Below are 1,067 nucleotides of genomic sequence, written 5' to 3'. Positions count from 1 at the left end.
GGGGTAAGGCTCCCTGTAGACGACAGGGTTGATAGGCCAGATATGGAAGCCCAGTAATGGGTGGAGTTGACTGGTACTAATAGGCCGAGGGCTTGTCCATAGTTGCTTGCGTCCACTGTGTGGTTCCCGGATAACAAACAGTTACCGGTGAACCAGTTTCTTCAACTGAAGAGTGTGCTTGTTCGCTAGAGCTGTTTTGGTGACCTCGTTCGCGAGGTGCATCCGAAAGAGTTTCGGTGGTCATGGCGAGAGGGAAACGCCCGGTTACATTTCGAACCCGGAAGCTAAGCCTTTCAGCGCCGATGGTACTGCATGGGGGACCGTGTGGGAGAGTAGGTCGCCGCCGAACAATCTTTGAGGGGCTGTTGCCCTCAGCGTTCATGCGCTGGGGGCAACAGCCCCTTTTTTTGTGTGCCCTCGGCGGTCTGCCGTTGGGCGAATGCCGTTGCACGGAACGTGGTGCGCCGGCAGAGAAGTCAGGAGCCACCCCATGTCCCATGCACACGACGACAACCGCCGCGACGATCGCGGCAGCCGGCCCGGCGGACGGGACCACGGCGACAGCCGGAGCTACCAGCGGCGTGACGACCGTCCTCGCGGCCCGCGCCGTGACGACGACCGGCCCTCGTTCCGTCGGGACGACGATCGCGGTGGGTTCCGGCGTGATGGCGATCGGCCGTCGTACAACCGTGATCGTGACGATCGCCCGCGTGGTCCGCGTCGTGATGATGATCGGCCGGCGTTCCGTCGGGACGACCGTTCCGGTGGCCCGCGCCGTGACGACCAGCGCGGCGGTGGCTTCCGCCGTGACGGCGACCGGCCCTCCTACAACCGCGACCGCGACGACCGTCCCCGTGGTCCGCGCCGTGATGGTGACCGGCCGCCCTTCAACCGCGACCGCGATGACCGCGGTGGGTTCCGCCGCGACGGCGACCGGCCCGCGTTCAACCGTGATCGTGACGATCGCCCGCGTGGTCCGCGTCGTGATGATGATCGGCCGGCGTTCCGTCGGGACGACCGTTCCGGTGGCCCGCGCCGTGACGACCAGCGCGGCGGTGGCTTCCGCC

Annotated in this window: 2 rRNA genes and 1 pseudogene; all 3 read left to right on the top strand. The window is 65.9% G+C overall.

Annotated elements, in window-relative coordinates:
• Window positions 1–100 (top strand): 23S ribosomal RNA (locus HCN56_RS23050); the annotation flags it as partial.
• A 132-nt stretch (window positions 101–232) separates the two neighbouring features.
• Window positions 233–349: ribosomal RNA gene (gene rrf / locus HCN56_RS23045) — 5S ribosomal RNA — on the top strand.
• Window positions 350–380: 31 nt separating this feature from the next.
• Window positions 381–1,067, top strand: a pseudogene (locus tag HCN56_RS23040) (hypothetical protein); the annotation flags it as partial.

Source organism: Streptomyces lonarensis, assembly GCF_012033735.1.
Taxonomy (GTDB): Bacteria; Actinomycetota; Actinomycetes; order Streptomycetales; family Streptomycetaceae; genus Streptomyces; species Streptomyces lonarensis.
This window is presented reverse-complemented; position numbering and strand designations above follow the sequence as displayed.